The organism is Neisseria sp. 20925_1_37 (assembly GCF_041433255.1).
Classification (GTDB): Bacteria; Pseudomonadota; Gammaproteobacteria; order Burkholderiales; family Neisseriaceae; genus Neisseria; species Neisseria flavescens_D.
The window spans coordinates 12,325-35,681 of record NZ_JAPWBC010000011.1; the positions used below are offsets into that span (position 1 = coordinate 12,325).

The 23,357-nt window shown below is 47.7% G+C and carries 20 protein-coding genes and 1 pseudogene; 14 read left to right on the top strand and 7 right to left on the bottom strand.

The genetic code is table 11. The features are described 5' to 3' along the window. Positions 1 to 56: 56 nt before the first annotated feature. Both O3661_RS08800 and O3661_RS08805 read left to right on the top strand, forming a co-directional pair. Positions 57 to 1,466, top strand: a complete 1,410-nt coding sequence (locus O3661_RS08800) for an AAA family ATPase (protein WP_371493104.1) — start codon at positions 57 to 59, stop codon at positions 1,464 to 1,466. Further along, a complete protein-coding gene (locus O3661_RS08805) occupies positions 1,466 to 2,188 on the top strand; it encodes a retron system putative HNH endonuclease (protein WP_371493105.1) in 723 nt (240 codons plus the stop codon). Before O3661_RS08800 ends, O3661_RS08805 begins: the two co-directional genes overlap by 1 nt. Positions 2,189 to 2,466: 278 nt before the next feature. Here the strand turns inward: O3661_RS08805 and O3661_RS08810 are convergent, their stop codons facing one another. From O3661_RS08810 to O3661_RS08820, 3 genes are all read right to left on the bottom strand, one after another. Beyond that, positions 2,467 to 3,324, bottom strand: a complete 858-nt coding sequence (locus tag O3661_RS08810) for a folate-binding protein YgfZ (protein ID WP_371493106.1) — start codon at positions 3,322 to 3,324, stop codon at positions 2,467 to 2,469. 122 nt (positions 3,325 to 3,446) lie between these two features. After that, entirely contained in the window at positions 3,447 to 4,010 is a 564-nt protein-coding gene (locus O3661_RS08815; protein WP_070629721.1) for a peptidylprolyl isomerase, read from the bottom strand. Positions 4,011 to 4,209: 199 nt separating this feature from the next. Continuing rightward, positions 4,210 to 6,432 (bottom strand): TonB-dependent receptor, encoded by a 2,223-nt coding sequence (locus O3661_RS08820; RefSeq protein ID WP_371493108.1) that lies wholly within the window; start codon positions 6,430 to 6,432, stop codon positions 4,210 to 4,212. Positions 6,433 to 6,664: 232 nt separating this feature from the next. On the opposite strand from O3661_RS08820, the gene O3661_RS08825 reads away from it, so the two are divergent. From O3661_RS08825 to O3661_RS08860, 8 genes are all read left to right on the top strand, one after another. Continuing rightward, positions 6,665 to 8,431 carry an ABC transporter ATP-binding protein/permease gene (locus tag O3661_RS08825; RefSeq protein WP_371493109.1) on the top strand — a complete coding sequence of 589 codons (1,767 nt, stop codon included), beginning with the start codon at positions 6,665 to 6,667 and terminating at the stop codon, positions 8,429 to 8,431. A gap of 262 nt (positions 8,432 to 8,693) precedes the next feature. Next, complete coding sequence (locus O3661_RS08830) at positions 8,694 to 10,073, top strand: MATE family efflux transporter (protein WP_371493111.1); 1,380 nt, start codon at positions 8,694 to 8,696, stop codon at positions 10,071 to 10,073. A 70-nt stretch (positions 10,074 to 10,143) separates the two neighbouring features. Continuing rightward, the gene (murB, locus tag O3661_RS08835) at positions 10,144 to 11,184 is read left to right on the top strand and encodes a UDP-N-acetylmuramate dehydrogenase (protein WP_371459266.1); all 1,041 of its coding nucleotides are present in this window, start codon (positions 10,144 to 10,146) and stop codon (positions 11,182 to 11,184) included. Between the two features lie 18 nt (positions 11,185 to 11,202). Beyond that, positions 11,203 to 11,844: a TetR/AcrR family transcriptional regulator gene (locus O3661_RS08840; protein WP_004519965.1), complete on the top strand. Its 642-nt coding sequence runs from the start codon at positions 11,203 to 11,205 to the stop codon at positions 11,842 to 11,844. 89 nt (positions 11,845 to 11,933) lie between these two features. Continuing rightward, entirely contained in the window at positions 11,934 to 12,707 is a 774-nt protein-coding gene (locus O3661_RS08845; protein ID WP_371493112.1) for an SDR family NAD(P)-dependent oxidoreductase, read from the top strand. A gap of 50 nt (positions 12,708 to 12,757) precedes the next feature. Further along, entirely contained in the window at positions 12,758 to 13,330 is a 573-nt protein-coding gene (locus O3661_RS08850) for an SCP2 domain-containing protein (protein WP_101755172.1), read from the top strand. Positions 13,331 to 13,357: 27 nt separating this feature from the next. Beyond that, positions 13,358 to 14,248, top strand: a complete 891-nt coding sequence (locus tag O3661_RS08855; protein ID WP_039863638.1) for an NAD(+) kinase — start codon at positions 13,358 to 13,360, stop codon at positions 14,246 to 14,248. A 26-nt stretch (positions 14,249 to 14,274) separates the two neighbouring features. Next, complete coding sequence (locus O3661_RS08860; RefSeq protein WP_371493113.1) at positions 14,275 to 14,580, top strand: hypothetical protein; 306 nt, start codon at positions 14,275 to 14,277, stop codon at positions 14,578 to 14,580. Between the two features lie 98 nt (positions 14,581 to 14,678). Here the strand turns inward: O3661_RS08860 and O3661_RS08865 are convergent, their stop codons facing one another. The 4 genes from O3661_RS08865 to O3661_RS08880 form a co-directional block, all read right to left on the bottom strand. Further along, a complete protein-coding gene (locus tag O3661_RS08865) occupies positions 14,679 to 15,812 on the bottom strand; it encodes an AAA family ATPase (RefSeq protein ID WP_371493114.1) in 1,134 nt (377 codons plus the stop codon). 32 nt (positions 15,813 to 15,844) lie between these two features. Then, positions 15,845 to 16,648, bottom strand: coding sequence for an RNA ligase family protein (locus O3661_RS08870; protein ID WP_371493115.1), 804 nt, complete (start codon positions 16,646 to 16,648; stop codon positions 15,845 to 15,847). A 59-nt stretch (positions 16,649 to 16,707) separates the two neighbouring features. Further along, complete coding sequence (locus O3661_RS08875; RefSeq protein ID WP_371493117.1) at positions 16,708 to 18,009, bottom strand: hemolysin family protein; 1,302 nt, start codon at positions 18,007 to 18,009, stop codon at positions 16,708 to 16,710. 101 nt (positions 18,010 to 18,110) lie between these two features. Further along, positions 18,111 to 19,418 (bottom strand): replication-associated recombination protein A, encoded by a 1,308-nt coding sequence (locus tag O3661_RS08880; RefSeq protein ID WP_371493119.1) that lies wholly within the window; start codon positions 19,416 to 19,418, stop codon positions 18,111 to 18,113. Positions 19,419 to 19,569: 151 nt separating this feature from the next. On the opposite strand from O3661_RS08880, the gene O3661_RS08885 reads away from it, so the two are divergent. The 4 genes and pseudogenes from O3661_RS08885 to O3661_RS08900 all read left to right on the top strand — a co-directional run bounded on the left by O3661_RS08885 (position 19,570) and on the right by O3661_RS08900 (position 23,309). Continuing rightward, complete coding sequence (locus O3661_RS08885) at positions 19,570 to 19,944, top strand: hypothetical protein (protein WP_371493120.1); 375 nt, start codon at positions 19,570 to 19,572, stop codon at positions 19,942 to 19,944. Between the two features lie 86 nt (positions 19,945 to 20,030). Next, positions 20,031 to 21,440, top strand: coding sequence for a threonine synthase (gene thrC / locus O3661_RS08890; protein ID WP_371493122.1), 1,410 nt, complete (start codon positions 20,031 to 20,033; stop codon positions 21,438 to 21,440). 251 nt (positions 21,441 to 21,691) lie between these two features. After that, a pseudogene (locus tag O3661_RS08895) lies at positions 21,692 to 22,447 on the top strand (ABC transporter ATP-binding protein); the annotation flags it as partial. Positions 22,448 to 22,532: 85 nt separating this feature from the next. After that, a complete protein-coding gene (locus tag O3661_RS08900; RefSeq protein WP_003746329.1) occupies positions 22,533 to 23,309 on the top strand; it encodes a ferredoxin--NADP reductase in 777 nt (258 codons plus the stop codon). Positions 23,310 to 23,357 lie beyond the last annotated feature (48 nt).

Here is a 23,357-nt window from a genome sequence, read left to right on the forward strand (position 1 = left end):
GGCTGCCTGAAAGTGGGTTTTCAGGCAGCCTAAATTGTGTATAAAGGATAAATCTGATGAAATTAAAAGAAATGCGTCTGAAGAACTTCCGTTGCTATGAAGATTTAACTGTTCCTCTACACGAACAGCTAACAGTGTTAGTGGCACCAAATGGACAAGGTAAGACAAGTATTCTCCACGCAATAATTATGCTGCTTAATCCTTATATAGAGGCATTACGATCTCAGAGACCACGATTACAAATTGATGAAAGCGATATTCGCTTAATTCCTGATACTCGACAAAAAACAACATCATTCGTTCCAATGACTCAACAGCTTCCTTGCTGTATTTATGCTAAAAATATGCAAGATACAATATGGCATTTAACATTAGAACATAACCAAAAAAATAATAAAATTTTCGATAATATATACAATGGAAATATCGAAATGAATGATGAAATAGAAAATCTTCTTAATTTAGCAAGACAGATTGCTGATAATGATAAAAAAATTACTACGACCATTCAAAAATTACCTTTATTTGCATTTTATGGAGTAAATCGTGGATTGGGTGTTAATGAACATAGTGGTCCAGTCAAACAGAAACAATATTTAGAAGATACTCGCTACTTTGCATACCATCATTGCTTTGATAATTTTTCCAATTATGATAATGCCTTTAATTGGTTCGTTAGTCTTTATGACAAACTAAAAGCAGAGGCTTTTGAACGCTTAGAGCTAGGAGAAACTATTAGTTTAGATAATCTTAATTCTGAATTTACTCTAGTTATTCAAGATGTGGTTAATACTATGCTTGCTAACGTTGGTTGGGGAAATATCAGAACGCAAACACAAACATATTCAAGATATAGTCAAGTAGTATTAACTCATAAAGATATTGGTAGTTTGGAAGAATGGAGATTAAGTGAAGGTATCCGTAGCGTTTTGGGCATGGTAATGGATATTGCCTATCGATGTTGCATTCTCAATTCTCATCTAGGAGAAAATGCAGTAAAAGAAACCGAAGGTATTGTTCTGATTGACGAAGTAGATATGCACTTACACCCAGCATGGCAGCAGGCCATTCTACAGGATTTACAAACAGCCTTCCCAAAATTGCAATTTATAGTTACCACGCACAGTCCACAGGTATTGAGCACAATCAAGAAAGAGCATATTCGTATTTTGAAAGATGGTGAGTTGGTGGAGTTGAATGACGCTATACAAACTTATGGTGAATTAAGCAGTGATGTTTTGTATACCGTAATGGAGGTAAATCCGCGGCCGCCAATTCCTGAACGTCAAGATTTGGACGAACTAACACGGCTGGTGGACAGCGGTTTGTATAACGATCCAAAGGTACGGGAAGGATTGGACAAAGTAACCATAGAACTTGGCGAAAATGCAGAGGCAGTAAAGCGAATAAAGCGTAGCATCCAACGGCAGCAACGGTTCGCAGAATTAAAAGGACAGGAAAAATAATGCGGCATATTAATAAAATCAATATGGGTGGAACAGATAGGCTTCATAATCAACATCACAATCCACCCGACACTCCGCAAGAAGCAACTATCCGATGGCAAAATTTTAATGACAAATTAAAAAATTTAGAACTTTTGTTATATGAGCAATACTATCTTTGCTGTTATAGTGAACTTCGTGCAGATGAAGAGGGTATTGGCTACCATATTGAACATATTGAAAATAAAAGCCAAAATCCTGCTAGAACTTTCGATTATACCAATTTAGCAGCCAGTGCATTTCATTCCGATAATTTAAAGAAACTTCCAAATAATGTTTTTGGTGGACATGCAGTTGGTAAACGAGGTAAAAATGGTACAGTAGATATGAATCAGTTTATTTCTCCGTTTCAAGCAAATTGCGCTGATTATTTTATCTATTTATCTGATGGCAGTATTAAACCAAATGCAAGATTATCACAAACAGAACAAAATAAAGCTATATACACCATAAATATATTGAATTTGAACTGTCCGTTTTTAATAACCAAAAGGGAAGAAATTTATAGAGAACTAGATGCTTTACTAGATGAACATACGAATGATGAGATGGTATATTGGGCTGAAATCGAACTCTTGCCGATAAGGCACAAACTAAGTAGCTTCTTTACGCTTAAACGTCAATTTTTCAAAGAATTAGCAGAGCAGATTTTAATAGATTATAAAAACGGGACATTATTGTAATTTCTCAATGAATAAATCTTAGCAAGTCGTAGCCCGCACCCCTACCACTGCGGGCGACGCAAACCTTAAGATTGAGGTGTAGGGTGTGTGCGGTACGCCCGCACGCGGTTTTTGTTGCTACCGAATGATTCCAAACCATGCCGTAATCCAGTCAGAAGCAAACGCAGCTTGGGTCATGTACCAACAAAACTCAATATCAAAGGCCGTCTGAATTTCAGACGACCTTTCTGTTTTCATTTCAAGCTGATATTTAAGCTTTTTATTCAATCATCTAACAATCAATCTTTCTCAACCGTAAAAAACAGTTCTTCCTGTTTCAAAGCATTGCCGTCTGCATCGGTTAATGCTGCTTCTGCTGCGGAAAACTTGATAACGGCGAGGCTAAGGCTGCCTTGTTCAGTCAGTGCCGTGTTAAGGATGACGCCTGCTTCTTCCTCGCCGACTTTGACGGCAATACCGGCAGCTTCTAAAGAATCGCCGCTTAATACGGCCAGACCGCGTTTGACTTGGCCTCGGTATTGGGCGCGGGCGATGATTTCTTGGCCGGGGTAGCAGCCTTTACGGAAATGGACTGCGCCGATGATGTGTTGGTTGAGCATTTGGGCAACAGCCGCTTCTTTGGTTGCGGCGCAAATCCACGGATAGCCGCTACGGATTTCGTGCAGGTTCCACGCGTTTTCGGCTCCTGCTTGATATTCGACTGCGTTTTCGGCTGCTGAAATTTTCAGACGGCCTGTGTGCGGCAAGGCAATTTCTACGGTGTTTTCTTGAATTTGGGTTGGGAAAGACAGTTGCGGTTCGGCAGCAGGATGAGGCTCTGCATTTTCTGCCAACTCGCCGCTGACTGCTAAATCGGGCATAAGTTCGAAGACGACTTTTGCACGCAAGACAAACATTCTCAGGCGTTTGACGATGGCTTCGGTCAAATCTTGCGCCATGACCAACAGTAAATCTTCTCCGCGATTGACGACCAGCATATTCGCCAACACACGGCCTTTAGGCGTATTGTATGTGGCGTAACATGCCTGATCGATAGCTAAATTATTAATATCGTTGGATAATTGGCCATGAAGAAATGAAGCTCTGTCTTCACCGCTGACACGGACAACGCCGAAAAAAGGCAGGCGGGTTTGCATAATCGACTCCTTAAATTGTGGATGCTGAATTATCGCCCAAATTGCCGCTTATTATCAAATAAATAAATTCAGGCCGTCTGAATGTTTCAGACGGCCTGTTGTTTGGATTCAAACAATCAAAATTATTTGATGCTGACTTTGCGGATAATCACGGCTTCGGTTGGAACGTCTTGATGATAGCCGCGTGTCGCTGTTTTCACTTTGCTGATTTTACGAACGACGTCCATACCGGAAGTAACTTTACCGAAAACGGCATAGCCGTAGCCTTGAGGGGTTTTGCTTTTGAAATTCAAAAAGTCATTGTCGGCTGTATTGATAAAGAACTGGCTGGTTGCGGAATTTGGATCGCCGGTGCGAGCCATAGCGATGGTGCCGACGTTATTTTTCAAGCCGTTGTCTGCTTCGTTGTTGATGGCTTTATCGGTAGATTTTTGAACCATTTTCTCGGTAAATCCGCCGCCTTGAATCATAAAATTGTCGATAACGCGGTGGAAAATCGTGTTGTCGTAAAAACCTTTTTTGGCGTAATTGACAAAGTTTGCCACGGTTTTCGGCGCTTTGACTTCATCCAGCTCCAGTTGGATGTTGCCCATATTGGTTTCAATCACTGCATGGGTAACCGCTTGCGCTTGCACGGAAAGTGAGAGTGCGAGGGCGCACAGGGTCAGTTTGATGGATTTTTTCATATGTCTTCTCGAATGATGTATTGTGAAAATGGAATATTAACCTTGTTTCGCGTGAAATCCATAAAAAACATGTAAGATTTTTCAAGCAAAAAACATAAGGCAATCAAATCAGGCCGTCTGAAAAGGGATAAAAAACAAATTTTTGCTTTTTATCATTCCCTTTCAGACGGCCTGCTATTACGGTCAAACCGAAATCAGATTAGAAATCCAATTCCGCTTTCAGCCAGTAAGTACGCGGCATGCCGACGACGGCGAAGCTGCGGTCGTATTGGCCGCGCTGAACCTGCCAATAGTTTTTGTTGAACAGGTTTTCTACCGAGCTGCTTACGGTCAGAGTGTTTTTGCCAAGCTTGGTTTTGTAGCGCGCGCCTACGTCAACCAAAGTGTAGGATGGGAAGGCGTATTGTTTTTGCGTATCTTGGTAAGACTTGCCAAAATACGAAACATTGCCGTTCAAGGTCAAGCCTTTGGCAAACGGAGTGTCCCATTCAACGCCTGCTTTGGCAATCACGCGCGGATTAGCGACTTGTACGCCGTTAACAAGATTGTCGGCGAAATTCGGATAATCTTTTACGGTTGATTGCAGATACATCAAACCAAAGCTTGGACGCAGGGTTTTATCCAACAAGTTGGCATAGGTATTGAACTCGATACCACGACTGCGTTCCATGCCTTGCTCGGAACCGCTATAAGCTAAGCCTGCATTTTTGCGCATTGCGAAGTCAGTACCTGAAGTCGTGTTTCCGCGCCAGTAACCCGGACGTTTGATTTGGAATGCGTTCAGCGTCGTTACGAAATCGCCCCAGTTTTTGCGTACGCCGACTTCAAATTGGCGGCTAACGCGCGGATCTGCCATCGTTACATGACCGTCATCATCGGTACGGATGTCGGACGGCTCCAAATCTTCCATATAGTTTCCGTAAACCACCAAGTCAGGCTGCGGAACCCATGCCGCCATCAACATCGGGCTGAAACGGCTCGCATCCGCTTTGCGGCCGTTTAATTTGTTTTTCTGCTCGACGGCTTGGAAACGTCCGCCCAAAGTTAGGCGGTATTTATTGTCGGCAAAACCAAGCGTGTCAGATACCGCCAAACTGTTTACTTTGATTACAGTATCCAATGAAGGTGTTGCACTCCATGCGCTGCCTAAGTTGGAATCCAATTTTGCCAATTGAGTAGGAATATCAAGGCTTGGATCGATAACGCTGCTTCTTGTTTGACGTGCGCCTTGATAAGTAGTGCGTTTGCGGTCGATTCGGTCAAATGCGGTACTCCAGTTGTGGCTTACCGGACCGGTTTCAAATTCGCCGCGTGCAGTCAGATTCATACTGAGCGTTTTAAAACGCTGGTCGGTCAAACGCGCGCGACCCGAATTGTAGGTCAAACCGGTGCTCGTAACGGTAGGAGAGGCGAAATTACCGTAATAGCGCGCATTGTTGTAGCCGATACCGCCTGTAATTTGGGCATTTTCAAACGCATCCCATTCAAAAGTCAGCATATTGGTCTGACCGCGCGTGTTTTGAGCCTGCCAGCTCGGAGCGAGATTCACTTTGCCTTCAGGCGCATCAAACAAGCGGCCGTTGGCGTTTTGAATGTCCTGCATACGCGCGCGACCGCCGTTGGTTTTACGTTTGGCGTAGATAGAGTCGAGCGCTACGCGCACTTTTTCGCCGCGATAATCAGCATTCAATGCAAATTCTTTGTTGTCTTCGCTGTAACCGTGGCGCGGAGTATCACCGTGGCGCAGTTTGCCGTTGGCGCGCACACCGAATTCTTTGTTTTCGCCGAAGCGTTGGCCTAAATCGAACGTACCTTGGGCGCGGTTGTTGCTGAACCAGCCCAAACCGATTTTGCGGTTGCCTTCATCGGCGGCTTTTTTGGTTTCGATATTGACGGAACCGGATACCGCGCCTTCAGGGTCCATACCGTTTACGGCAGTGGACGCGCCTTTAATCAGTTGCGCAGAACCGACTTGCACGCTGGCCGTGCCTTGCGTGCCGTACATACCTGCCAAACCGTTGACGCTGAATTGGCGCGCATCAAGCTGATAACCGCGGAAATACAGGCCGGTCAATGTGTTGCTTTCGCCGCCGAACTGCCAAACGGAAGCGTCTTTTTTCGCTACGGCATCCACCAAAGTACGCGCTTCGGTGTTGTTGAGGGCTTGTTCGTCGTAGTTGACGACGGTAATCGGCGCGGTAAAGGCGTTGGCTTTGCCCAATACGCCCAAGTTCACGCGGTCGCGTAAGTCGCCGTCGCTGGCGATGGAGTAAGAACGGGCGGCTTTGACGCGTTTGGCGTCGGCGCGGACATTGACTTCCTGCAACTGCTGTTGCACAGGGGTTTCGGGTGTCGCTTCATCGGCGGCATAAGAAAATGCGCTCATAATCAAAAGCGGCATCAGGGCTAATTTGCTGTTCATAAAATACCTTCTGGTTTGAAATATTAATAATTCTTATATCGAGTAAAAAATTACAAAGTAATTTGGTTTTGCGATTATATTTGATAAGATTTCCGCTTTCCACAAAAACAAATAAGAACCGTTTGTAAACACAAAAAATACAACAGTTCAGAAAACTATTATTACAGTTACCATAGTCAAATAAATTTGCCGTCCTTTCAGACGGCCTTTACTTCCTTTCAGAGAACACCCCATGCAAAAATGGCAAATCGAGCTTTATTCCACGCCGTCTTGGCTGTTGCAGACCTTATTGATGGTCGCTGCAGCCTCGGTGGTCATTCTGTTTTTTGCACGCAATACACGCTTCGGGCGCGAGTTTAGCTATATCCTGCGCCTGTGTCTGACGCCGAAAAGTGCAGTTAAAGTATTGCTGCTGATTACGGCGATGATTACGCTGCTGTTAACCGAAGTACGGCTGAATGTGTTGAGTACCTTTATGTCCAAAGGGCTTTACGACTCGATGCAGGATTTGAATGCCTCCGCGTTTTGGATGTTTGCAGCGATGAATGCAGGCGTGGTGTTGATACGGGCGTTTAACAATGTCATCAACGACTTTCTCGATCAAGGCTTGGCGATTAAATGGTCGGAGCGGCTCAATGAAGTTTTGACTTCACGCTGGCTTGCCGACAAAAACTACTACCGCCTGCAAATACGCCGCCATGCGCCGGACAACATCGACCAGCGTATCCAACAGGACGCGCAGGATTTCATCGCCTCGACCATAGAATTTGTGCGCGGCATGGTCAATTCGGTCGTTACCTCGCTGGAATTTGCCGTGGTTTTATGGGGCTTGGCAGGCATTCTGACCGTGTTCGGCTTTGATATTCCGCGCGGCATTGTTTGGTTCGTCTTTATCTTTGTGATTTTGGCGACCTTTATCGCCATGTGGATAGGTAACCCGTTGATTCGTTACAACTATGAAAACGAAAAGCTCAACGGCGACTACCGTTACTCCCTCATCCGCGTGCGCGACCACGCCGAAAGCGTGGCGTTTTACAGCGGCGAAAAACACGAACACGACCAGCTTTCCGACCGCTTTAAAGCCATTATCCGCAACCGTTGGCGCATTGCGCGACAAAGCGTTTGCCTGAGCGGCTTCAACGATATGTTCACTAACGGCATCAAACTCTTCCCGATTATTTTGCAAGCTCCGCGCCTGTTTGCCGGACAAATCAAAATCGGCGACATCCAGCAGACCGTCCAAGCCTTCGCACGACTGCAAAACGCACTGTCTTTCTTCCGGATGTTCTACAACAAATTCACCGCATACCGCGCCCGACTAGAGCGTCTGTACGGCTTTTTGCTGAGTACGGAAGAAAAACACACCGCACGACAACCCGACCTTACCGAAGTTTCAGACGGCCTAATCTTAGAAAACGTTGCCCTATACCGTCACAACGGCGAAGTTTTATTAGACGGCATCAACATCAACCTCAAAAACGGCAATTCCCTGCTGATACGCGGCCCGAGCGGTTGCGGCAAAACTTCGTTGCTGCGCGCGCTGGCAGGGCTTTGGCCTTTCGGCAGCAGCGGTAAAGTCAGCCATCCGCCGCTTCAAGACATCCTATTTCTGCCGCAACGCCCGTACACAGCGCAAGGCAGCCTGCGCGATGCGATTTGTTACCCCGACATCGACAAACAGCATCCCGAGTTAGCCGAAGCCATGAATACTTGTCGATTAGGTTATCTGGTCGATAAATTAGATAAAACCGACGACTGGCAACACAAACTCTCCCCAGGCGAACTGCAACGCGTCGCCTTCGTCCGCGCCCTGCTCTCGCAGCCCAAAGTCATCCTGCTCGACGAAGCCACCGCCGCCTTGGACGAACCGACCGAAGCCATGCTCTACCGTGCCTTAAAGCAAAAACTACCCGACAGCATCATCATCAGTATCGGCCACCGCAGCACGCTCAACGAATTCCATGATTTATGCCTCGATATCGGTCATGTACAATGCTGAATTAATGGCATACCAAAGGCCGTCTGAAACAGTGAGAAACGAAATCAAACGATTTTGTCATCGCCGTTTCAGACGGCCTTTATCAATAACTTATAAATATATTATATTACAAAGAGTTATGTTATTTATAAATTAATAACCATGATAAAACTGAAAATAACTATTCTACTGACAAATAATAGTTTTCCTACTTATCAGCATTACCCTTTATAATTTTAAGTTTCCGTTTCAGACGGCCTTTATCCTCAATCCACACACACTTATGCTACTGAACCTCAACCGCTTTGCCTTTCCTGTTTTCTTAAAAGAAACCCGCCTGCTTACTGCTCTCGCCTTGCCTATGCTGTTGGCGCAAGTGGCGCAAGTGGGCATTGGTTTTGTCGATACGGTGATGGCTGGTGGCGCAGGTAAGGAAGATTTGGCTGCGGTGGCGCTGGGCAGCAGCGCGTTTTCTACGATTTACATTACTTTTATGGGCGTAATGGCGGCGTTAAACCCGATGATTGCCCAGCTGTACGGTGCAGGTAAAACCGAAGAAGTCGGCAAAACAGGAATGCAGGGCATTGGGTTTGGCTTGTGTTTGGGCGTATTCGGTATGCTGTTGATGTGGGCAGCGATGACACCTTTCCGTCATTGGCTGACATTAAACGATTATGTCGAAGACACGATGGCGCAATATATGTTCTTTACCAGCTTGGCAATGCCGGCCGCCATGATACACCGCGCCCTGCACGCTTATGCCTCCAGTTTGAACCGTCCGCGCGTGATTATGTTGGTCAGCTTCGCGGCATTTGTGTTGAATGTACCGCTGAACTATGTGTTCGTTTACGGCAAATTCGGTATGCCTGCTTTGGGCGGCGCAGGTTGCGGCGTGGCAACGGCGGCGGTATTTTGGTTCAGCGCATTGGCTTTGTGGCTTTATATCGCCAAAGAAAAATTCTTCCGTCCGTTTGGCTTGACGGCAAAAATCGGCAAACCCGATTTGGCGGCTTTCAAACAGATTTGGAAAATCGGCGCACCTATCGGCTTGTCTTATTTTCTAGAAGCCAGCGCGTTTTCGTTTATCGTCTTTTTGGTGGCGCCATTCGGTGAGGATTATGTTGCCGCGCAACAAGTCGTCATCAGCCTGTCGGGCATTTTGTATATGGTTCCGCAAAGCGTCGGCTCGGCAAGCACGGTACGCGTTGGCTTTTCGCTCGGGCGGCGCGATTTTTTGCGGGCGCGTTATATTTCAGGCGTTTCATTGGTGTTGGGCTGGATGCTTGCCGCCTGCACCGCGCTGCTCTTGGTCATCTTTCGCTTTCAGTTGGCCGGTATGTATACCAACGATGCGGCAGTATTAGGCATTGCCGCGACCGTTTTATTTTTCGCCTCCCTATTCCAACTGGCAGACGCTACCCAATGTATCGCTTCATATGCGCTGCGCGGCTATAAAGTGACCAAAATGCCGATGTTCATCCATGCCGTGGCTTTTTGGGGTTGCGGCCTGTTGCCCGGCTACCTGCTCGCCTATCATGTTGATATGGGTATTTACGGCTTCTGGACCGCGCTGACCGTTTCACTGACGATTGCCGCCATCGCATTGGTATGGTGCCTGGAGCTTTGCAGTAAAGAGATGGTCAAATCACATAAGGCCGTCTGAAAAATATAAGTAGCCTTTCTCCAATGATTACGCTATTTAATCAACGAATTCCTCTTTTAAAGTTAAACCCATGCAACCCATCCAATACCAAACCGACCTCATCCCTTACAACACTTTCGGCCTGAAAGCCCAAGCCCAAGCATTTGTTGCACTCAAACATGCCGACGAGTTGCGCGACATCGTCCGGCTACCCGAGTTCAACCGAGATACTGTTTTATGGCTCGGCGGCGGCAGCAATATCCTTTTGATGGAGGACTATGCCGGTCTGGTTGTGCATATGGAAAACAAGGGAATACGCGAAATTGAGCGTTCAGACGGCCTGGTTTATATCGAAGCTCAAGCCGGGGAAATTTGGCATGATTTTGTTTTGCATACGGTTGGACTGGGTTTAAGCGGGTTGGAAAACCTCAGCCTGATTCCGGGCACGGTCGGCGCGTCTCCGGTACAAAACATCGGTGCATATGGTGTTGAAGCGAAAGATGTTATCCATAGCGTACGCTGCTTTGATTTGGATACGGACACCTTTGTCGAGCTTTCCAATGCCGACTGTGACTTTGCCTATCGTGAAAGCCTATTCAAACAGGAAGGCAAAGGCCGTTATGTGATTGTTTCGGTTGTATTTGCGTTAAAAGAGCATTTTGTGCCGAACTTGGGCTATGGCGATTTGGCGGCAGCGGTTGCCGAACTAAGCCAAGACCGCGAGGCAACGGCTAAAGATGTTTCCGATGCAGTGTGTGCAATCCGCAACAGTAAACTGCCTAATCCTAACGTGCTTGGTAATGTCGGAAGTTTCTTTAAAAACCCTGTTGTCAGCGCTGAAAAAGCTGCCGATTTGTTGCAGCAATACCCCAATATGCCACGCTATCCGCAGCCTGACGGTTCGGTCAAACTCGCGGCCGGCTGGCTGATTGACCAATGCCGTCTGAAAGGCCATCAGATCGGCGGTGCGGCAGTGCATGACAGACAGGCTTTGGTTTTGGTGAATAAAAACAATGCATCCGCGCAAGATGTCCACCAGCTGGCACAATATGTTTGTAATACAGTATTTACTCAATTTCAGGTAGAATTACACGCAGAACCCAACTGGCTGCCTACTTCATACAGCCTATAAAATAAAGGAGTGTATCCCATGCCGCGCATTGCTAAAGTCAACACTTACACACGAATCATCAATGCCAGCCTCGCCTTGTTCAACGAAGAAGGCGAGCGCAATATCAGCACCAACCACATTGCCGCCCACTTGGGCATCAGCCCGGGCAACCTCTACTACCATTTCCGCAACAAAGACGAAATCATCGTCCAATTGTTCAAACGTTACAGCGAAGCCCTGCTTGTCTACCTTAACGAGGCCGTGTTGCCGTCTAATGTGGAAGACTCTATCAACTACATGGCCGGTATTTATGATGTGATGTGGGAATACCGTTTCCTTTTCAGCGATGTGAATACCCTGCTTGCCCGCAGTGCCGAATTATTGGGCGAACACAATACCTTTACCCAAGCCAAAGTGTCCCCGCTGTTGGTCAACCTGCTGACCCAACTTAACGGCCTGAACATCATCAGCGCAGACCAAACCGCCATGAACGACCTTGCCGTCAATATGTGGATGGTGACGAAATACTGGTTCGACTTTGACAGCTCCCTGCGCGGCCGCGCCAAGTTGACCGAAGATTCAAAAGTACGGGGCATCAGCCGCACACTCAGCCTGTTGCGCCCTTACCTCCTGCCGGAACACCGTGCCGAATTCGACCAAAAAATCGGCAGCAACCATTAATTTTTCCATACAAAGGCCGTCTGAAAACGTGGCTTTAACCAAGTTAAAGCTATTTTCAGGCGGCCTGTTAATTTTCGGATGCTTTATTTATGCACCTTCCCGATATTTCCATTCTCGGCTTAGGTTATCTCGGCCTGCCGCTGGCGCAAAAATGTTATGAACAAGGCAGTCAGGTAGCCGCCGTCAAACGCAATCTGACTTCCGATGATATCAATCTGCCGATTGAACTCGACATTATCGATTTGAATCAAGACGATATTTTTCACAATTCGACATTGTGGCAAAACCATATCAACAAGCCGACATGGTTTTGCTTGCTTCCGCCTTCGTCATTAAACCATTACGCCGATACGCTGAAAAAATGGATTCAACTTGCCGAGCAGTCTAAGGTAAAACACATCATCTTTACCAGCAGCACCAGCGTGTATGGCAACCAAGCACGCATATGCGATGAAACCACGCCGCCCGATCCGCAAACCGAATCCGCCCGTCAAATCCTCACGGTTGAACAAGCATTGTTTGAAAGCGCCGTCCCCCATATCGACATACTGCGACTGGGCGGACTTTATTCTGCCGATCGTCATCCCATTACCAAGCTGGTTCAAAAAACACGCATTCAAGGCAGCAATCAACCCGTCAATATTCTTCATAAAGACTTGGCCGTCCAAGTCCTTTTTCAGACGGCCGGCCAAGCTGACGGCAAGCGTATCCGCAATATTGTCGAACCCCGCCACCCAAGCCGGGCTGAATTTTATACTGCCGAAGCAGCCAAACTCGGCCTACCGGCTCCTGATTTCATCGTTGATGACAAAAGCAACGGCAAAATTGTAAATACCGTTTGCGCAGACGGGCTAAGCCTGTAAAATTGCGACTCAACCCATTAATCCGTTTCAGACGGCATTTAGAGTAAACCATGTCCGCCCTTTTTCCCCTTATCAACCACCTGATACAGCAAAATCCAGAGCAACAGCGCGAGCTGTCTGAATTTGCAGGCAGCATCATCTGCATCAGCCTAACCGGTTTCAGACTGACCGGACGCATCAGCGAACAAGGTTTTCTTGAAACCGCACACGAAACCGCCGACACCAACATCACATTCCACAACAGCGCCATCCAAAAAATCCTCCAAGGAGGTCAGCCTGGCGTGGGCGACATCAGCCTCGAAGGCGACTTAGTATTGGGCATGTCCGTCCTTCCTATTTTGGGTGGACTGCGCTATTATCCGAGCGAAGATTTGGCGCGTGTATTCGGTCATGTGGCCGCAGAAAGCATCAGCTCGCGCGCCGGCGACATCGGCCGCACCATGAAAAAAATCGGCAAAAGCATTGCCGAGCAAATCAGCGACTTTTCACGCGAACCCGAATCCCCTGTTATCGACCAAGCCACGCTTGCCGCATGGTTGGAAGAAGTGGACAAACTGCGTGACGATGTTGCCCGCCTAAACGAACGCCTCGACCGGCTCGAGCGCGATATCTGGATAGATTAGACACTTAATTTCAGACGGCCTACTACCATGAAAAGCCCATTTAAAAACATCGGTATCGTTACGCGTCCCAATACGCCCGAAATTCAAGATACCGTCCACACATTGGTTTCTTTTCTGCGTGAAAACGGCTTCACCATCTATCTGGATGAATTGAGCGTAGAAGAACACTGCGTCTATATTCAAGACTCCGCCTACTGCGAAACCGTAAACAAAGCCCAGCTGGGCAAATATTGCGACCTCGTCGTTGTACTCGGTGGCGACGGTACCTTCCTCTCCGCTGCCCGCGAAGTCGCCCCGCGCGCCGTCCCCATCATCGGCATCAATCAAGGCCACTTGGGCTTTCTTACCCAAATCTCACGCGACACCATGGTTGAAGGCATCCGCCCCGTACTGGAAGGCAAATATCTGCCCGAAGAACGCATCCTCATCGAAGCCAGCATCATTCGTGACGGCGAAACCATCGAACGCGCCCTCGCCCTCAACGATACCGTACTGTCTCGTGGCGGCGCAGGCCAAATGATTGAATTTGAAGTATTTATCAATCAAGAATTTGTCTATACCCAACGTTCGGACGGCCTGATTATTTCCACGCCGACAGGTTCGACCGCTTATGCACTTGCCGCCGGCGGCCCCATCATGCAAGCCGGTCTGCACGCCTTCACGCTTGTGCCTATCTGTCCGCAATCCATGACCAACCGCCCGATTGCCATCTCCGACACCAGCGTAATCGAAATCCTCATTACCAAAAGCGGCGACGCACGCGCACATTTTGACGGACAATCCCATATCGACGTGCAAAACTTCGACCGCATCATCATTCGCCGCTATCACAATCCCTTGCGCGTCCTCCATCCCACCGATTACCAATACTTCAAAACCCTGCGCCAAAAGCTGCATTGGGGCGAACAATTGATTTAAACACCACTTCAATAAATAGGCTTACCATGAAAACCATTTCAAAAACCTTAATCATTACACTGTGTACTCTTTCCTCCCTATCCGTCTCCGCGCACGGCATGCACAAAAGCAAACCTTTATCCTTTGAAGAGTTGCCGAAAATCTGCCAGCAATATTTTACCCGCGCAGATGCGTGTTACCAAAAAGCAGGAGATAAAGCATCGTTCCAACGCGACAACACAAAATACCTGCGCCAAATCCTGCCCGCCGCCGACGTAGGCCAACGTGAACGCATGTGCCAAATTGCCATGGATACATTCGCTGAAAAAACAAAAGGCTTAAATTGCGAATAAAGACCTCTGTCTTAGCTCCAGCAATTTTTGATTTCATAAAAAGGCCGTCTGAAACATTGGATTGTTTCAGACGGCCTAATTACAAGGTTCTTATCTTTTTAAGAAGAGACCACAAAATCCACTGTATGCGCTTCACTGTAATCAGGGATTTCCAGCTTTTCTATCATGCGGTGCAACACATCATTCGGCACGGAATGTTCGCGGTTACGGTTTTGCGATAGCAATCGTGTATAAGGCACTTCCAAATAAATGAGATGCACGCGTGCGCCGTAATCGGCAAACATCGGCAGCCATTTACTGCGCAAGTCGCGGTTGAGATTGGTCGCATTGAAGACAAATGACGTACGGGCTCGCAGGTATTCTTTTGCCTGCTCTTTACCCAAACGCACTGCTTCGGCGGTATGTTTGGAGTCCGCGGGATTGAGTTTACGCTCACGGCGAATCTCATCCAGCGACAGCATGGGCAGATGGGCAAGATGTTGCCTGATGTAACTGTCTTTGCCGCTACCTGCTATGGCGCACATGGCGTACACATCAAAGGTTCGATCATCAAATGGCTGATAATCCGGCATTTCACTACGGCCGTTAAGATAGAGATAGCGTCCGTAGTCGCTGGCAAAAGTACGAGCCTTACCCCAACAAACATTTTCTTCACAGAGTTCACGAAACAAATCAATGCGCAGCAAAATATCCTGTTGGTCGCAACATACACGACCCAGCACATCAGCTTTAGCAAGCATGGCAAGATGCGCAGTGTTGACCTGCAAACTGGCAGCTATGACGGCTCGCTCAGGATTAGGCTTGTTAATCGCCCATAAGGGCAATCCGTGCAAGCGCACGAGTTTGGCGATTGCTTCCCTTATAGCAAACGGAGCGGCAAGTTCGGTATACAGTAAAGTACGGGCGGTATGCTCGCCTTTTTTTGCATGATGCGGCGAAACGATACACTCTTTGCCGTTTTCTATTTCACGCTTGGTCGTACTGCGTTTTTCCACATCATGCAGCATGGCGGCAGCAAACAGAATATGCTGTTCCTGTTCATCAAGCGCTTGAAACTCGGGCAGTTTTAAAAGGGCTTCGCACACCATTTTGGTATGCGTAAATACATCGCCTTCGGCATGCCACTCAGGGTCTTGCGGAACGTCCTTCATATCGGCAAACCAGCTGAAACGACGTTCTAAGGCTTGCCAATCAGGAAGCTGACCGGGTATGTAATATGGGAATGTCCACATAATTGTCTTTCTTATTATTGGATCATTGAACTTCAGGCCGTCTGAAACTGCCAGCTTTGCCAATGATATTTGTCGTAATCGATAAGATGGGCAGGCTTCCAAGTTTTCGTCCAATGAACGTCGGTTTTAACGTGTTTGGCTCGCACCAATTTGAAAAGATTGTCAAATTCATTGGATTGAACAGGCAGGTTGCCGTTGTTGGTGGCAAAATCAGCGGCGTTCCGGATAACGAAACCTTCACTGCATGCCGCTCCTGTTTTCGGATCGTAGCCGCCAAGCTTACCGGCAGTTTGTACGCTGTCCGTCCACGGCTCTCCCAAATTAGCGGCAAGCCATTGCGCTAAAGCAATATCTTCATTGGCGTATTTTTGAGTGAAATCTGCAAGCGGCTGGACAATGGGTATTTCTGGCACAGTCGGAAAATCAAACAGCTGCGCATAAAATTTAACCTCTTCCCATGAAAGCCAATGTCCACTACGGCGGACTGCAAACAGGTAAAAATAGCTTTCCAGTTGAGAATAGGCAATCGAATGAATGCCATACATATTCTCGCCAAAAAGTTCGAGATCGCCTAAATCATCTTTAATTTGCTGCCATCGTTGCAGCAAAGGTTTATCCCAAGGATGCTGAGTAGGTGCAGCATGACTACGGGCATAGAGGCCGTGCGCGGCAAAGCAGTTGTTTTGCCCATCTAATTTTTCGGTTAAAACCAATTTTGGCAATGAGGCAAAATATGAAAGAAAGCCGCGCGGCATAAAGCGGTCGTCTGAAGTTGTGCCGAGGCTGATGGGCGCGTGCAGGCTGCGGGCGTATTTTTGAGGTTCGGTTGTCGTCATAATATTTTTTCCTTTTTATTCATTTTTTAATTTTCTTTTCAAGTATTCCCAGCGACTTGTTATATTTTCCCCGCCATATTTCCTTGTTTAGAAACCAAAAGTTGGTCTATTTTCAAATTTTCGGTATCGATGATTTCAAACTTATAACCGGCATAAACCAGAAAATCCGTACGCTTCGGGATTTTGCGCAGTGAATACATCATAAAGCCGGCGATGGTTTCGTAATTTTCCGAATTGGGAAACTCTTCGATATCCAGCGCACGCATGACATCGGTAAGCGGCGTGGCACCGTCCACCAACCATGTGTCTTCTGTACGGCGGATAATTTGCGGCTCTTCTTCAGTATTGACCAGCTCGCCCATTACAATGCTCATCACATCTTTCAGCGTTACCACGCCAACCACCAGCGCGTATTCGTTCACCACTACGGCGAAGTCTTCGCCGGAAGTTTTGAAGGTCTCCAATACATCATAAAGCGACAACGTGTCGGGGATAAACAAGGCTTTACGCAACACGCGCTTGTCGGTCAGGCGGACGTCTTTTTCTTTTAAAAACAAGGTCAGCAGCGTATGCGATTCGATATAGCCGATGACGCGTTCTAAATCGCCGTCACATACAAGGAATTTATTGTGCGGTTTGTCCGACATTATTTCCAACACGGTATCACTGTCATCATGTTTATCAAAATAGGCGATGTATTCACGCGTGCTCATGGTGGAAGTGACCGTACGCTCCTGCATATCGAAAATGTTTTCAATCAGATAGTGCTCTTGTTCTTTCAATACACCAGCCTGTGCACCAGCATCAACAACGGCATAAATATCTTCCGAGGTCAGCTGCTCCTGACGGACGGTTGAGATTTTGAAGAGTTTGAATATTGCGTTTGCCAACCCGTCAAAAACCCAGACAAGGGGTTTTAAGATAAAAATCAGAAACATCATCGGACGGACAATGCGTACCGCCACCGCTTCAGGATGGGTCATTGCCATACGCTTGGGCATCAGGTCGGCAATTAAAATAAAGCTGCCTGTAACCAGCGAGAAAGTCAGCAAAGAGGCAACTGTGCTGCCCCAACTGCCTGCGTTCTCCAAAAGTTTGCCAAAATACGGACGTATTGCTGCCTCGCCGACAATACCGGCAAGAATGGCGACGGCGTTCAAACCGATTTGGACAACGGTAATAAAACTGCCCGGCTGCTGCTGCATATTGATGACGTCAAGCGCACGCGTATCGCCGCCGTCTTTCGCCATAACCTGCAATTTGATTTTGCGTGCCGAAGCAAGCGCAAGTTCGGAACAGGACACAAACGCGCTAATGACAATCAGCAGGCACAATAATAGTAAGGCTTCAAAAATATTCATGAAAATGTATGCGTATGGTATAGGTTAAAAATATTCAAACAGCAAAGGCCGTCTGAAAAATTCAATTTGATCTTAGATTTGTATTATGTACATTTATTGTTTTAATCATCCAGCGCATCTTTATCCAAGGATTTCAACCATTTCAGCTTTTCGCCGATTTTGATTTCCAATCCGCGTGGAACGGGTTGGTAGAAGTCCGGTTCGTCCAAGCCGTCGGGCATATAGCTTTCGCCGGCGGCGTAGGCGTTCGGTTCATCGTGGGCGTAGCGGTATTCACGTCCGTAACCCAATTCCTTCATCAACTTGGTCGGGGCATTGCGCAGGTGGACGGGTACTTCGTCGCTGGCGTTTTCTTTGACGAAGCGGCGCATTTGGTTGTATGCCTTGTAACCTGCATTGGATTTGGCGGCTGCGGCAAGATACAACACGGCTTGAGCCAAAGCGAGTTCACCCTCTGGAGAACCCAATCGCTCATAAGTAGCGGCGGCATCATTGGCAATCGTTAAAGCTCGCGGATCAGCCAAGCCGATGTCTTCCCATGCCATGCGGACAATGCGGCGGGCGAGATAGCGCGGGTCGGTGCCACCATCGAGCATACGGCAGAACCAATACAATGCCGCGTTAGGATGCGAACCGCGCACGGATTTGTGCAGCGCGGAAATCTGATTGTAGAAACTCTCGCCACCCTTATCAAAACGACGGATTTGCGCACCCAAACTATCGGCAAGAAATTCGGCGGTCAGGGTTTTCAGACGGCGTGTATTAGCAGCGCGTAAAAGCTGCTCGATCAAGTTCAACAATCTGCGTGCATCGCCATCGGCGGTATTCACGAACAATTCTTGCGCATCCGCTTCAATCGTGAAATCTTGGTATTCGGGCAAAGCCAATACTTTGGCAATCAGCTTCTTCAGGTCGTCTGAAGACAAGGATTGCAAGACATACACCTGCGCCCTACTGAGCAAGGCCGGATTGACTTCAAATGACGGATTCTCCGTGGTAGCACCGATAAAGGTTAATAAACCGCTTTCGACATAAGGCAAAAATGCGTCCTGCTGCGCTTTGTTGAAGCGGTGTACCTCGTCAACAAACAAAATCGTCGCGTGCCCTTGCTGCAAGGCAATTTCAGCTTTCTCGATTGCCTCGCGTATGTCTTTTACGCCGGAAAATACGGCGGAAACCGGCAGAAACTGGGCGTTGAAACTCCGCGCCAAAATCCGTGCCAACGTCGTTTTGCCCACGCCCGGCGGCCCCCACAGCAACATAGAATGCGGCTTTCCACCCTCAACTGCCACGCGCAGCGGCTTGCCTTCGCCGATTAAATGCTGTTGCCCGATGACATCATCTAAAGAATGCGGACGCAGGCGTTCGGCTAAAGGGGCTTCGGGTTGGCGGGCGAAAAGGTCGGACATAGAGGCTTTCGTGCTGGCTGATTGAAAAGAAAACTCGCTAACATTATACGGCAGTTTCGCAAACACACATATCGGGCCGCATTACGGTATAATACATGCTATTTTGAGAACTTTTCGGGCGTTTCAGACGGCCTTGCTTACAGGAAACATCATGACTTCAAAAACTATTTTGGCTGCTGTTACATCAGTTTTCTTATTGGGTGCATGCGCCACCGGCGGCGACTCTTTTAGTGGTTTGGGTAGTGGCACGGGGATTGGCAGCAGCGTAGTAAAAATGGCAATAGACAATCAATGCCGCACCGAATTGAACAAACGTAACGAATGGCGTGTCATTGCTTTGACCATGAGCGCGGAAAAACAAGCCGAATGGGAAAATAAAATCTGCGGCTGTGCCAGCGAAGAAGCGCCAAACCAATTGACTGCAAATGAAATGATGCAGGTATTAAGCCCATCTACCCGCACTCAAGCTCTTACTTCTGTCGCAGCTAAAACCGTTACTGCCTGTTTCAAACGTATGTACAGATAACTCTTCAGACGGCCTTTTTTAATATCGAGGCCGTCTGAATTCGTTTTGACTTTCTATTTGAATTTTAAATATATAGAGAAGAAACCATGAAATACATCAGCACCCGCGGTGCAACCGCACGCAAGCAATTCAGCGAAGTTTTATTGATGGGCTTGGCTCCTGACGGCGGTTTGATGCTGCCTGAGCAATACCCTCAAATCAACCGTGCTACCTTAGACCAATGGCGCACACTCAGCTATCCTGAGCTGGCGTTTGAAGTCATGAGCCTGTTTGCCACCGACATCCCTGCTGATGATTTACGCGATATCATCAACCGCACCTACACCGAAGAAGTATTCGGCACCAAAGCCATTACTCCGGTACGCACACTTTCAGACGGCATCAAAATTCAAGCCCTGTCCAACGGCCCGACTTTGGCATTCAAAGATATGGCCATGCAATTCTTGGGCAATGCGTTTGAATATGTATTGAACAAAGAAGGCAAAGAACTCAATATCTTGGGCGCCACCAGCGGCGATACCGGCTCTGCCGCCGAATACGCCCTGCGCGGTAAAAAAGGCGTCAATGTCTTCATGCTCTCGCCGGAAGGCAAAATGAGTGCATTCCAACGCGCGCAAATGTTCAGTCTGCAAGATGCCAACATCCACAACATCGCTGTTGAAGGCATGTTTGACGACTGCCAAGACATCGTCAAAGCCGTACAAAACGATGCTGAATTCAAAGCCAAATACCACATCGGTACAGTCAACTCCATCAATTGGGGACGCATCGTCGCCCAAGTCGTGTACTACTTTGCCGGTTATTTCAACGCCACGTCAAGCAATGACGAAAAAGTCAGCTTCTGCGTGCCAAGCGGCAACTTCGGCAATGTCTGCGCCGGCCATATCGCCCGCCAAATGGGCCTGCCTATCCACCGCTTGATTGTCGCCACCAATGAAAACGACGTATTGGACGAATTTTTCAAAACCGGCGCATACCGCCCGCGCAACAGCGAACACACCCATGTTACTTCCAGCCCGTCTATGGATATTTCCAAAGCCTCCAACTTTGAGCGTTTTGTGTTTGACCTGATGGATCGCGATGCAGACGAAATCAAAACATTATGGGCTGAAGTAGGCTCCGGCAAAGGTTTCAATTTGGAATTTGTCTTAAACAAAGTACATCAACAATATGGCTTTGTTTCCGGTAAATCGACCCATGCCAACCGCCTTGCCACCATCAAACAGGTTTACGAACAAGACCGTGAATTGATTGATCCGCATACAGCCGATGGCATCAAAGTAGCGCGTGAAGTACGCGAAGCCGGCGAAACCATCGTCTGCCTCGAAACTGCATTAGCTGCTAAATTTGAAGCCACCATCCATGAAGCTGTCGGCGAAGTTTCCATCCCCCGCCCGGCCGCATTGGAAGGCTTGGAAAACCTGCCGCAACGTGTCCGTGTTGTCCCTAATAACGCAACAACAGTAAAAGACATCATTAAGGAAGCTTTGGCTTAACCTGCTGTCTTTGACGACTGAAGAGGCCGTCTGAAACTTTTTCAGACGGTCGCAACTGGTGTTTGAGAAGTGGGCACATTATTGCCAATCCCACCGCATTACAGTCGTTATCATATAAAATCAAGGCGTTAAAACAATACCAACTCCTTTTGACTTTCAATTGCAAACATTGTAATGACAGATATTTTCGTTTAGAATTGCATGTTTGCTCTAAATCTGGATTGATATGAAATTTGGATTGATATACAGACAACACAAGCGATATCGAATTTTGCGATGTTGTACACCGTTATCCCGAAGCCGAACGCAACAGCTTGAACCACATCAACCTGCTTGTCCCGCAAGGCAAAGTGACTGCCTTGGTCGGCGCATCGGGTTGCGGCAAAACCACCTTGGCCAATATGTTGCCGCGCTTCCTTAATCCCAATGAAGGCGAAGTTTTGATCGGCGGCATCAACGTCAATGAATATACGCTCGAAAGCTTGCGCAGCCGCATGGCATTCGTCGGCCAAAACGTTGTCCTGTTTAATGGTACGATTGCTGAAAACATTGCCTATGCTCAAACTGACAAATTCAGTGAGGCAGAAATTATCAATGCTGCAAAAGCCGCGAATGCTTGGGAATTTATCCAAAAAATGCCGCAAGGCCTGCACACTGAAGTCGGCGAAAACGGTTTAAAACTGTCCGGCGGCCAACGTCAACGTCTCGCTATTGCGCGTGCGCTTTTGAAAAACGCGCCGATTTTAATTTTAGACGAAGCCACCAGTGCATTGGATAATGAATCCGAACGTTTGGTACAAACCGCATTGGAAAACCTGATGCAAAACCGTACCACTTTGGTGATTGCCCACCGACTTTCTACCATCGAAAAAGCCGACAATATCGTTGTGATGCACGAAGGCAATGTAGTCGAACAAGGCACACACCAAGAATTAATCAGCGCAGGCGGACGCTATGCCGACCTGCACAGCCTCAGCGAAAAATCAGCCAAACGGGCAAGCAAGTAGCTGAACACCATATTCCATTCTTTTTATTAACCTTGGCCGCCCCGACCTATCCTTTTCAGACGGCCTTATCCGACAGGAAATATCAATGGCAGCATTCAACACCCAGAAAGTCTTGTCCGTACACCACTGGACCGACGCTTACTTCACTTTCACCTGTACCCGTGACGAGTCTTTGCGCTTTGAAAACGGCCAATTCGTCATGGTCGGCCTGATGGTTGACGGCAAACCGCTGATGCGCGCATACAGCGTGGCTTCTGCCAACTGGGAAGAGCATCTGGAATTTTTTAGCATTAAAGTACAAGACGGTCCATTGACCAGCCGCCTGCAACACCTTAAAGTCGGTGATGATGTCCTCATCAGTAAAAAACCGACCGGCACATTGGTTGCCGGCGACCTGAATCCGGGCAAACACCTCTACCTCTTGAGCACCGGTACCGGCATCGCCCCTTTCTTGAGCATTACCAAAGACCCTGAAATTTACGAGCAATTCGAAAAAATCATCTTGGTTCACGGCGTACGCTACAAAAAAGACTTGGCATACTACGACCGCTTTACCAAAGAATTGCCCGAACACGAATACCTGGGCGACTTGGTTAAAGAAAAATTGATTTACTATCCGATTGTTTCACGCGAAGACTATGTACACCATGGCCGTCTGACCGATTTAATGCGCAGCGGCAAACTCTTCGAAGACATCGGCCTGCCTAAAATCAATCCGCAAGACGACCGCGCCATGTTGTGCGGCAGCCCTGCCATGTTGAAAGACACCTGCAACGTCTTGGACGAATTCGGCCTGACCGTTTCTCCGAAAACCGGTGTCCGCGGCGACTACCTGATTGAGCGCGCATTCGTCGATCAATAACGTATTCCCGGCAGCAGGCCGTCTGAAACCCTTCTTTCAGACGGCCTA

Bases quoted from the DNA above. Each gene is read 5' to 3' on its own strand.
- O3661_RS08875 (WP_371493117.1), bottom strand. From the start codon at position 18,009: ATGAATATTTTTGAAGCCTTACTATTATTGTGCCTGCTGATTGTCATT.
- murB (WP_371459266.1), top strand. From the start codon at position 10,144: ATGCAACCCATCCAATACCAAACCGACCTCATCCCTTACAACACTTTC.
- O3661_RS08825 (WP_371493109.1), top strand. From the start codon at position 6,665: ATGCAAAAATGGCAAATCGAGCTTTATTCCACGCCGTCTTGGCTGTTG.
- O3661_RS08805 (WP_371493105.1), top strand. From the start codon at position 1,466: ATGCGGCATATTAATAAAATCAATATGGGTGGAACAGATAGGCTTCAT.
- O3661_RS08850 (WP_101755172.1), top strand. From the start codon at position 12,758: ATGTCCGCCCTTTTTCCCCTTATCAACCACCTGATACAGCAAAATCCA.
- O3661_RS08845 (WP_371493112.1), top strand. From the start codon at position 11,934: ATGCACCTTCCCGATATTTCCATTCTCGGCTTAGGTTATCTCGGCCTG.
- O3661_RS08800 (WP_371493104.1), top strand. From the start codon at position 57: ATGAAATTAAAAGAAATGCGTCTGAAGAACTTCCGTTGCTATGAAGAT.
- O3661_RS08855 (WP_039863638.1), top strand. From the start codon at position 13,358: ATGAAAAGCCCATTTAAAAACATCGGTATCGTTACGCGTCCCAATACG.
- O3661_RS08810 (WP_371493106.1), bottom strand. From the start codon at position 3,324: ATGCAAACCCGCCTGCCTTTTTTCGGCGTTGTCCGTGTCAGCGGTGAA.
- O3661_RS08820 (WP_371493108.1), bottom strand. From the start codon at position 6,432: ATGAACAGCAAATTAGCCCTGATGCCGCTTTTGATTATGAGCGCATTT.
- O3661_RS08865 (WP_371493114.1), bottom strand. From the start codon at position 15,812: ATGTGGACATTCCCATATTACATACCCGGTCAGCTTCCTGATTGGCAA.
- O3661_RS08870 (WP_371493115.1), bottom strand. From the start codon at position 16,648: ATGACGACAACCGAACCTCAAAAATACGCCCGCAGCCTGCACGCGCCC.
- O3661_RS08900 (WP_003746329.1), top strand. From the start codon at position 22,533: ATGGCAGCATTCAACACCCAGAAAGTCTTGTCCGTACACCACTGGACC.
- O3661_RS08885 (WP_371493120.1), top strand. From the start codon at position 19,570: ATGACTTCAAAAACTATTTTGGCTGCTGTTACATCAGTTTTCTTATTG.
- O3661_RS08840 (WP_004519965.1), top strand. From the start codon at position 11,203: ATGCCGCGCATTGCTAAAGTCAACACTTACACACGAATCATCAATGCC.
- O3661_RS08815 (WP_070629721.1), bottom strand. From the start codon at position 4,010: ATGAAAAAATCCATCAAACTGACCCTGTGCGCCCTCGCACTCTCACTT.
- O3661_RS08860 (WP_371493113.1), top strand. From the start codon at position 14,275: ATGAAAACCATTTCAAAAACCTTAATCATTACACTGTGTACTCTTTCC.
- O3661_RS08830 (WP_371493111.1), top strand. From the start codon at position 8,694: ATGCTACTGAACCTCAACCGCTTTGCCTTTCCTGTTTTCTTAAAAGAA.
- thrC (WP_371493122.1), top strand. From the start codon at position 20,031: ATGAAATACATCAGCACCCGCGGTGCAACCGCACGCAAGCAATTCAGC.
- O3661_RS08880 (WP_371493119.1), bottom strand. From the start codon at position 19,418: ATGTCCGACCTTTTCGCCCGCCAACCCGAAGCCCCTTTAGCCGAACGC.